The sequence below is a fragment of the Marinobacter sp. genome (genome assembly GCF_040904845.1).
GTDB lineage: Bacteria > Pseudomonadota > Gammaproteobacteria > Pseudomonadales > Oleiphilaceae > Marinobacter.
The window spans coordinates 45,302-52,675 of record NZ_JBBDSR010000021.1; the positions used below are offsets into that span (position 1 = coordinate 45,302).

Here is a 7,374-nt window from a genome sequence, read left to right on the forward strand (position 1 = left end):
TCTGACTGCATTTTTTTAGGCAAGGCGTTATACTCGCCGCCCTGTTTTTATCCCCCGAATTCCGAGGTGAACTGTGGATTTTCCGAGCCGTTTCGACGTGATAGTCATTGGTGGTGGTCATGCCGGCACCGAAGCCGCACTGGCGGCTGCGCGCATGGGTTCGCAAACCCTGCTGCTGACGCACAACATCGAAACCCTGGGCCAGATGTCCTGTAACCCCGCCATCGGTGGCATTGGCAAGAGCCACCTGGTCAAGGAAATTGACGCCCTGGGCGGTGCCATGGCCGCCGCGACAGACCGTGCTGGCATTCAGTTCCGGGTGCTCAACAGCCGCAAGGGGCCAGCCGTGCGCGCCACCCGAGCCCAGGCGGACCGGGTGTTGTACAAGGCGGCAATTCGTCACACCCTGGAAAACCAGCCGAATCTGACGCTGTTCCAACAGGCGGCGGACGACCTGATTGTGGAAAACGATCAGGTAACCGGCGTGGTCACCCAGACCGGTATCCGCTTCAACGCCAGAACCGTGGTGCTGACTACGGGCACCTTTCTCGGTGGCGTTATCCACATTGGCATGCAGGCCCATGCCGGTGGTCGCGCCGGTGATGCGCCGGCCAACGCCCTGGCCAAGCGCCTGCGGGAATTGCCGTTCAACGTCGGCCGTCTGAAGACCGGCACACCGCCGCGAATTGATGCCCGTTCAGTGGACTTTTCGGTCATGCAGGAGCAATGGGGCGATGCGCCGACCCCGGTGATGTCCTTTACCGGCAGCCGGGAGCAGCATCCGGAGCAGGTGTGCTGCCATGTGACCCGCACCACCGAGCAGACTCACGACATCATCCGCAGTGGTTTTGACCGCTCGCCGATGTTTGCCGGCAACATCGAAGGCATCGGCCCCCGCTATTGCCCGTCCATCGAGGACAAGGTCAACCGGTTTGCCGACAAGGACTCCCATCAGATTTTTGTCGAGCCCGAGGGCCTGACCACCCATGAGTTATACCCCAACGGCATTTCCACCAGCCTGCCGTTCGATATCCAGCTGGCGGCGGTGCGGTCGATTCCCGGGTTCGAAAACGCCCATATCACCCGGCCTGGGTACGCCATCGAATACGATTTCCTGAACCCGCAGGATCTGCGCCATACTCTGGAAACCAAGTTCATTCAGGGTCTCTATTTTGCCGGCCAGATCAACGGCACCACCGGGTACGAAGAAGCCGGTGCGCAGGGATTGCTGGCGGGCATCAACGCCGCCCTGAAAGCTCAGGAGAAAGAGGCGTGGTACCCGCGTAGGGATGAAGCCTACCTCGGGGTTCTGGTGGACGATCTGATCACCATGGGTACCTCCGAGCCCTACCGCATGTTTACCAGCCGTGCCGAATACCGGCTGATCCTGCGGGAAGACAACGCCGATCTGCGCCTGACCGAAACCGGTCGCAACCTCGGTCTGGTGGATGACCACCGCTGGCAGCAGTTCAACGAGAAACGGCAAGCGATCACAGCCGAGCGGAGCCGGCTCGAAGGCACCCGCATTCACCCCAACACCGACGCGGGTGAGCGCGCCAACGGTTTTCTCAAGCAGCCGATGACCCGGGATCAGACCCTGGCGGAGCTGCTTCGCCGTCCTGAGGTGGCTTACCAGCAAATAGCTGAAATCGGTGCCGCCCAGGCGGAAGACCCGGTGGTGGCCGATCAGGTGGAAATCGAGATCAAATACGAAGGCTACATTTCCCGCCAGACCGATGAGATCGAACGCCTGCGTCGTAACGAACACACCGCGCTGCCGGTGGATCTGGATTATGATGCCGTTGGTGGGTTGTCCAACGAGATCCGGCAGAAGCTCAAGGAAGTGCGGCCGGAAACCGTGGCTCAGGCCTCGCGCATACAGGGGGTGACTCCGGCAGCGGTGTCCCAGTTGCTGGTGCACCTGAAGAAGCGCGATCTGCTGCGCAAGCAAACGGCCTGATTCGCGTCTATGATTCATTCTCTCTGGCAAGGCCAGCTCCAGGACGGGCTGGCGGCGATGAAGCTACCCCTGAACAGCGACCAGCAGCAACGGCTGTTGGCGTTTCTCACTCTGCTCAACAAGTGGAACCGGGCTTATAACCTGACCGCTGTGCGGGATGAACGGGAAATGGTGTCACGGCAATTGCTGGACAGCCTGAGTATTCTGCCCTGGGTCACCACGGCGCAGTTGCTGGATGTCGGTGCCGGTGGCGGTCTTCCCGGTATCCCCCTGGCGATCGCACTGCCTGACACACGCTTTACCCTGCTTGACAGCAACGGCAAGAAAACCCGGTTCCTCCAACAGTGTGTGCTGGAGCTGGGCCTGAACAACGTCGAGGTGATTCACGGTCGTGCGGAAGACTGCACCCCCGACGAACCCTATACCCAGATCAGCAGCCGGGCGTTTACCGCGCTGGACAACCTGGTGAACTGGTGTGGCGGTTTACTGGCAAACTCGGGCGAGTTCCTTGCCATGAAAGGTCAGTATCCGGATGATGAAGTGGCTGCCTTACCAGCAGGCTGGCAGGTAACATTCAGTGAACGACTGGGCGTGCCCGGTGCAGATGGCGAACGCCATCTGTTGATGATCGCCCGGGCAGCGCATTCCCGGTAACACCCAACCGGGTAACCCAGAACAGGAGGCAAGACATGGCGCGTGTGATTGCAGTAACCAATCAGAAAGGCGGTGTGGGTAAAACCACCACCTGCGTCAATCTTGCCGCTTCGCTGGCGGCCACCAAGCGGCGGGTACTGCTGGTGGATATGGACCCTCAGGGCAACGCCACCATGGGCAGCGGTGTGGATAAAAACACGCTGGAACTGTCCGGCTACGACATGCTGACCAAACGCGCCCCGGCGGCCGAAGTCATTATGGCCGCTGAGGCGTCCGGGTTTGACCTGATGCCGGCCAACGGTGACCTGACCGCGGCGGAAGTCGAACTGATGAATGAAATTGGCCGGGAACACCGCCTGCGCCTGTCGCTCAACACCGTCCGTGACAACTACGACTACATCCTGATCGACTGCCCGCCGTCTCTCAGCCTGCTCACCGTCAATGCCCTGTCCGCCGCGGACACGGTGCTGATTCCGATGCAATGCGAGTATTACGCACTGGAAGGGCTGGCCGCGCTGATGAATACCGTGGAACAGATCCAGGAAACGGTGAATCCGAACCTGCAGGTGGAAGGCATCCTGCGCACCATGTACGACCCTCGCAACAGCCTGACCCTGGATGTGTCGGGCCAGCTCAGCGAATATTTTGGCGACAAGGTATACAAGGCCGTGATTCCCCGTAACGTGCGCCTTGCGGAGGCTCCAAGTTATGGTATGCCGGCGCTGAAATACGATCGGGTTTCCAAAGGGGCCGTGGCCTACCTGGCGTTGGCTGGGGAAATGGTCCGCCGGCATGGCTCGCAAAAGACATCCACGGCCGTTGCGGTGTAAACTACCGGCCCTTTGCACACTGAATTTCATCAGGAAGAATGACTGACACCATGGCGGCGAAGAAACGAGGATTGGGTGAACGCGGACTGGGAGCCCTGTTACAGGGCTCCCGAGTCAATCTGGATCAGGAACTGAAAGATCACGATGGCGAACTTCGTGAAATTCCGGTCGATCTGATTCAGCGTGGTCGCTACCAGCCCCGTCGTGACATGGACCCGGCGGCCTTGCAGGAATTGGCGGACTCCATCCGTCAGCAAGGGGTGATGCAGCCGGTGGTTGTGCGGCCAATCGCTGAGGGCCGCTACGAACTGATCGCCGGAGAGCGCCGCTGGCGGGCGACCCAGATGGCGGAGCTGGACAGCATTCCCGCGCTGATCCGTGACGTTCCCGATGATACCGCCATTGCGATGGCGCTGATCGAGAACATTCAGCGTGAGAACCTCAACCCCATTGAAGAAGCCTTCGCCCTGCAGCGCCTGCAGGACGAGTTCGGCCTGACTCAGGCCGAGGTAGCCGAAGCCGTTGGCAAGAACCGCACCACCATTACCAACCTATTGCGCCTGATCAGCCTGACCGAAGATGTTCGCCTGATGCTCGAGCATGGTGACCTGGAAATGGGCCACGGCCGCGCCATGCTCACCCTGCCGCCGGAGCAACAGATGCAGGTGGCCCGGCAGGTGGTCGCCAAATCCCTGTCGGTGCGTCAGACCGAAGCCCTGGTTCGCCGTGTTCAGCAGGAGGCCCCTGATCGCAAAAAGCGCTCCGGTGAGGTGGACCCGAACATCCGTGCCCTTCAGGACGACCTCGCCGACCGGTTGGGCGCGCGGGTGTCGATCGATCACGGCCAGCGCGGCAAGGGCAAACTGGTCATCGAATACAGTTCCCTCGACGAACTGGACGGCATACTGGGCCACATCCGATAAAAATTCCGGAAAATCATCCTACTGTCGTTTTTGAGGGTGAAACCACCACATATCGTGATAAATATGGTTAGAAAGCACAACTTGTGCAAAAGTGCTATGATCTGGCGGGAATATTGATTGTTTTTCCACCAAATTTTCACACTGACTCTGTTGAACACCTATCGGTTAACACATATAATTTCGCGCGCTTGGATTGACAGCAGGTGGTATGAACAACAGCCGGACACGAATCACCCGCTTGCCTCTGGCCCGCTGGTTGGCCATCGAGTTTTCAGTCATCGTCATTCTGAGCCTGTTATGGACCATTGAAAGTCGTTTGGCCGGGTATTCCGCCTTTGTGGGCGGTCTTATATTTATTATACCAAACGCGTATTTTGCTCACCGGATGTACCGGTACCAAGGTGCACGAAACGCACAGCTGATGGTGGGCAACATGTTCAGGGCCGAAGGCATCAAGCTGGCCCTTACCGCAGTGTTTTTTGCGGCCGTTTTCATCTTGATGGAGCCAGTACATGTGCCGGCTCTGTTATTCACTTTTGCTGTAGTGGTTGTCATCGGTGGCGTGCTGCGCTTCCTGATTCAACCTAAACAACAGCTATAGACTGGACGTGAGAGCAGTATGGCAGCTGATACCCCAGTAGAATATATTCAACACCACCTTCAGAATCTGACCTATGGCAAGCTTCCCGCTGGTTATGAACGGGTAGATCCTTACACCAACGATGTCAGCGTAATGCAGGAAGCGTCCTGGACGTTTGCCCGCACGTCCGCCGAAGCGACCGACATGGGGTTTATAGCGTTCCACGTTGACACCCTTGGCTGGTCGATCTTCATGGGTCTGCTGTTCCTCGGACTGTTCCGTATGGTGGCAAAGCGTGCGACCAGTGGTCAGCCTTCCGGCATCCAGAACATGGTCGAGATGACTGTCGAATTTGTTCAGACCATTGTCCGTGATGGTTTCCACGGCAAGAACCCGGTTATTGCGCCGCTGGCCCTGACCATGTTCGTGTGGATACTGCTGATGAACAGCCTCAAGCTGATTCCGGTGGATTTCATCCCACAAATTGCCACTCTCATGGGGCTGGAATACTTCAAGATTGTACCGACCACCGATCCGAATGGTACTTTCGGCATCTCTATCGGGGTCTTCCTGCTTATTATTTTCTACAGCATCAAGGTCAAGGGCGCTGGGGGCTTTGCGAAAGAGCTGTCGTTTACCCCGTTCAACCACTGGGCACTGATTCCTTTCAACCTGGTACTCGAGATTCTGGGCCTGCTGACCAAGCCGCTGAGCCTCGCGTTGCGGCTGTTTGGTAACATGTACGCTGGTGAGGTAGTGTTTATCCTGATCGCGATTCTGCCGTTCTGGGTACAGTGGACTCTCAACGTGCCATGGGCCATCTTCCACATTCTGGTTATTGTCCTGCAGGCCTTCATCTTCACAACCCTGGCGGTGGTGTACCTCAGTCAGGCCCACGAAGATCATTAAATAGACAATGTGAAACTGTTTTTGAAAAACCTGGATTGAAGAATCCCAATTAACCTTTAATAAACTGAAAGCTAAGGAGTTTTAAATGGAAATCGTATTCATCGCAGCAGCTATCATCCTGGGTTCTGGCGCACTGGCCACCGGTATCGGCTTTGCCCTGCTCGGCGGAAAATTGCTTGAGTCTTCCGCGCGTCAGCCGGAAATGGCGGCCCAACTGCAAACCAAGACCTTCATCATGGCTGGTCTGCTTGACGCTGTTCCCATGATCGGTGTTGGTATCGCGATGTACCTGATCTTCGTTGTAGCTGGTTAATTACGCCCGAAAAGCCCGGGCACTGATTCAGTGCCCGGTTTTCCGGAAACCAGGACGCAACGAATAGCAAGAGGTATATTGCCGTGAATATAAACCTTACGTTGATAGGGCAAGCGATTGCCTTCGCTATTTTCGTCTGGTTCTGCGTCAAATTTGTATGGCCGCCGATTATTGCGGCCATGGAAGCGCGCCAGAAGAAAATTGCGGACGGCCTTTCTGCCGCAGATCGAGCTTCTCTTGATCTGGAACTTGCGCAGGAAAAAGCCTCCAAAGAAATGCACAAGGCGAAACAAGAAGCTGCAGCCCTGATTGACCAGGCCAACAAGCGCGCCGCCCAGATTGTTGAGGCATCTAAAGACGATGCTCGCAAGGAAGGCGGCAAGCTTGTAGAACAGGCCAGGGCCGAAATTCAACAGGAGCGTGTTCAGGCTCGCGACGCACTGAGAGCAGAAGTGGCAGTTCTTGCCGTTGCCGGTGCCGAGAAGATTCTGGAAACCTCTGTAGACGCCAAAGCTCACAGCGAGATGCTGGACAAGCTGGCTGCAGAACTCTAAAAGAGGGTCACCATGGCAGAACTGACAACGTTAGCCCGACCCTACGCGAAAGCCGTATTTGGGGCAGCGCGAGACCAGGATGCTGTTGATCTCTGGGATCAGGCGCTGGCTTTCGCCGCCAAGGTTGCGGCTGACCAAGAGGTAAAGAACATTCTGGCCAATCCTGGCCTGTCTGAGCAACGCAAGGCGGAACTCTTCGCAGACTGTTTTGAAGAGCCGCTGCCTGAAGCACTCAGAAACTTCCTGTTGATTCTTGCTGAAAGCAAGCGTCTGGCCCTGCTGCCGGAGGTTTCAGCTCTGTATAGCCTGTACCGTGCGGATCTTGAGCGCACTGTGAACCTTCAGGTGAGCACGGCGTTTGAAATGACCGCAGAACAGCAGCAGCAACTGATAGACGCGCTGTCCAAAAAGCTGGAGCGCAAGGTGACTCTGGAAACCGCAGTGGATCAGTCCCTGATCGGCGGTGTGGTTGTCAACACGGGTGACCTGGTTATCGACGCTTCAGTCCGAGGCAAGCTGGCCAAAATGGCCAAGTCTCTGGGCTCCTGATTTCAGCACAAGGTTTGAGGACAAAGGCATGCAGCAACTGAATCCATCCGAGATCAGTGACATCATCAAGAAGAGAATCGAGAAACTCGATATCTCTTCCGA

9 protein-coding genes are annotated in these 7,374 nt (G+C 57.1%); all 9 read left to right on the forward strand.

Features of this window, described 5'->3' with window-relative positions:
• The first annotated feature begins 73 nt into the window (after positions 1 to 73).
• The 9 genes from mnmG to WD429_RS02560 all read left to right on the forward strand — a co-directional run bounded on the left by mnmG (position 74) and on the right by WD429_RS02560 (position 7,272).
• Positions 74 to 1,960, forward strand: coding sequence for a tRNA uridine-5-carboxymethylaminomethyl(34) synthesis enzyme MnmG (mnmG, locus tag WD429_RS02520; protein WP_368420602.1), 1,887 nt, complete (start codon positions 74 to 76; stop codon positions 1,958 to 1,960).
• 9 nt (positions 1,961 to 1,969) lie between these two features.
• The gene (gene rsmG / locus WD429_RS02525) at positions 1,970 to 2,614 is read left to right on the forward strand and encodes a 16S rRNA (guanine(527)-N(7))-methyltransferase RsmG (RefSeq protein WP_368420603.1); all 645 of its coding nucleotides are present in this window, start codon (positions 1,970 to 1,972) and stop codon (positions 2,612 to 2,614) included.
• Between the two features lie 35 nt (positions 2,615 to 2,649).
• Complete coding sequence (locus tag WD429_RS02530; RefSeq protein ID WP_368420604.1) at positions 2,650 to 3,444, forward strand: ParA family protein; 795 nt, start codon at positions 2,650 to 2,652, stop codon at positions 3,442 to 3,444.
• 50 nt (positions 3,445 to 3,494) lie between these two features.
• The gene (locus WD429_RS02535) at positions 3,495 to 4,367 is read left to right on the forward strand and encodes a ParB/RepB/Spo0J family partition protein (RefSeq protein WP_368420611.1); all 873 of its coding nucleotides are present in this window, start codon (positions 3,495 to 3,497) and stop codon (positions 4,365 to 4,367) included.
• A gap of 208 nt (positions 4,368 to 4,575) precedes the next feature.
• A complete protein-coding gene (locus WD429_RS02540) occupies positions 4,576 to 4,968 on the forward strand; it encodes an ATP synthase subunit I (protein WP_368420605.1) in 393 nt (130 codons plus the stop codon).
• 18 nt (positions 4,969 to 4,986) lie between these two features.
• On the forward strand, positions 4,987 to 5,856 hold the full coding sequence (gene atpB / locus WD429_RS02545) for a F0F1 ATP synthase subunit A (RefSeq protein WP_368420606.1): 870 nt from the start codon (positions 4,987 to 4,989) through the stop codon (positions 5,854 to 5,856).
• Positions 5,857 to 5,941: 85 nt separating this feature from the next.
• Positions 5,942 to 6,169 carry a F0F1 ATP synthase subunit C gene (gene atpE, locus WD429_RS02550; RefSeq protein WP_368420607.1) on the forward strand — a complete coding sequence of 76 codons (228 nt, stop codon included), beginning with the start codon at positions 5,942 to 5,944 and terminating at the stop codon, positions 6,167 to 6,169.
• A gap of 83 nt (positions 6,170 to 6,252) precedes the next feature.
• Positions 6,253 to 6,723, forward strand: a complete 471-nt coding sequence (locus WD429_RS02555; protein ID WP_368420608.1) for a F0F1 ATP synthase subunit B — start codon at positions 6,253 to 6,255, stop codon at positions 6,721 to 6,723.
• Between the two features lie 12 nt (positions 6,724 to 6,735).
• A complete protein-coding gene (locus WD429_RS02560) occupies positions 6,736 to 7,272 on the forward strand; it encodes a F0F1 ATP synthase subunit delta (RefSeq protein WP_368420609.1) in 537 nt (178 codons plus the stop codon).
• Positions 7,273 to 7,374 lie beyond the last annotated feature (102 nt).